This window comes from Streptomyces sp. NPDC017529, from assembly GCF_044329785.1.
Lineage (GTDB): Bacteria > Actinomycetota > Actinomycetes > Streptomycetales > Streptomycetaceae > Streptomyces.
On the sequence record NZ_JBIRJY010000050.1, the window covers coordinates 1 to 1806 of the forward strand.

Annotated in this window: 2 protein-coding genes and 1 pseudogene; all 3 read right to left on the reverse strand. The window is 69.3% G+C overall.

Going from position 1 to position 1806, the window contains the following annotated elements; translation table 11 throughout:
- Window positions 1–503, reverse strand: a 503-nt coding sequence (locus ACH4K4_RS38640) for an acyltransferase family protein (RefSeq protein WP_398175064.1), incomplete at its 3' end; no start/stop codon positions are given.
- 116 nt (window positions 504–619) lie between these two features.
- Window positions 620–1405 carry an alpha/beta fold hydrolase gene (locus ACH4K4_RS38645; RefSeq protein WP_398175067.1) on the reverse strand — a complete coding sequence of 262 codons (786 nt, stop codon included), beginning with the start codon at window positions 1403–1405 and terminating at the stop codon, window positions 620–622.
- 63 nt (window positions 1406–1468) lie between these two features.
- Window positions 1469–1806: pseudogene (locus tag ACH4K4_RS38650) on the reverse strand (acyltransferase); the annotation flags it as partial.

The window sequence follows — 1806 nt, forward strand, 5'->3', positions numbered from 1 at the left end:
ACGGCCACCATGCCGGCCACCATCCCGGCGGCCCACCCCCACAGCCTGCTCTCCCTGATCCGCAGAATCGGACCGATCAGCGCGGGAAACAGCAGGTAGAACAGCAGCTCACTGCACAGCGACCAGCTCGGCGGATTCACGCTGATGAACGTCCCGTGGTCCGGGAACCACGAGTGCACCAGCAGCAGGTTCGGCAGCCAGGACGAGACCGGGGTGACCGTCCCCGCGAACAGGACCATGGCCAGCGCCCACATCACGACGTGATTGGGGAAGATCTTCAACAACCGCCGCCGCCAGAACCCCGTGACCGTGTCACCGGGCTTCGCCGACCACGTCATCACAAAGCCACTGAGGACGAAGAAGAAGGACACCCCCATCCAGCCGGCCTTGCTGAACACCCACCGGAATCCCTCCGCCACACCCTCGTCCGCGAAGGGGTTCATCGGGGGATCGCTGAAGGAGGCGTGGAAGAAGAAGACGAGCGCGGCGGCGATGAACCGCACGCCCGTCAGCGACGGCAACTTGGGCCTGGCCCCAATCGGCGGCGCACCCGCCGCTCCAGAGGTTCGCGAGGACGGCATGGTCGGGGACTTCCCTTCATGTGGACGGGCCGGAAGGGTCAGGCCCCCGGGCTGAGGAACTCGTTGACGGCAGCGGCCACCTCGTCGGTCTTCTCGTAGAGGAAGAGGTGGCCGCTGTCCACGTCCAGGTACCGGCTGCCCGCGATGGCCCGGTGCAGTTCGCGGGAGTGGCCCGGCGGGATCAGCTGGTCCTGGGTGGCGCCGATGACCAGGGTCGGCGCGGTGATGGCGGAGAGCCGGTCGCGGATGTCCAGGGTGATGTTGAGGTCGATCTGGCGCTTCGCCCCGTCCGAGTAGTCGGGCCTGCGCGTCGCTTCCCGGACGCCGCCCTCCCCCATGGACGCGAGGTGGGCGGGCGAGAAGCCGATGAGGGTGGTGAAATCCGCGTACGCCTGCGTGTCGAGGTCCGCGAGACGGCGCCACAGCGAGTGCACCAGGCGCTGGCGCGGGTCGTCGTTGCGTGCCCACCCGCCGGCCAGCACCAGACGTCGTACGAGTCCGGGGTGCCGGGCGGCGGCGGCCGCGGCGACCACCGCGCCCTGCGAGGCACCGAAGACGTCGAAGGGCTGGTCGGTCGTCTCGCGGGCGGCGGCGACCACCTGGTCGACGAGGCGGTCGACGGTCAGCTCCCCTTCGGGCAGCGGCGTCTTACCGCTGCCCGAGTAGTCGGGCGTGATCACCGTGAAGCGGTCGGTGAAGTACTGCCGCAGATGACCGTAATTGCCCTCCGCGTCCGCGGTGGACCCGTGGATGAGCAGCAGGCCGGGACCGCTTCCCTGGGCGGTGTAGTGGACGGGCAAGCCGTCCACGTCGATGACGGGCATGGAGGGGCTCCTCGGCGTTCTCGGGAATTCGGGGAAAGGGGGGAGGCGGGGAAGGTGAAAGGGTCAGCGCAGGCTGGGGACGGGGGGATCGACCGCCTCCGCGGGCGGGGGTACGGAAATCAGCGGGGGCTTGCGCGGCCTGGCCCAGCGGCGCATCACGGGACGTTCGACGCAGACCAGCAGCAGCCAGCCGACGAGCAGCGCCACGAGGAAGAGCGCGGCGACTATGCCGATCGCGGCCGGTGTGCCGAAGAGCTGCCCGCCCATGAGCGTCTCCCGTGAGTAGAAGAGCACGATGTGCTGGGCGAGGTAGAAGCCGAAGGAGACTTCGCCCAGCCACTGCATACAGCGGCTGCGCAGGACGGTGGGAGTGCCGTGGACGTCCGCCATGGCCACCGCGC

Coding starts and splice junctions, on each gene's coding strand:
- ACH4K4_RS38645 (WP_398175067.1), bottom strand. CDS start 1,405: ATGCCCGTCATCGACGTGGACGGCTTGCCCGTCCACTACACCGCCCAG.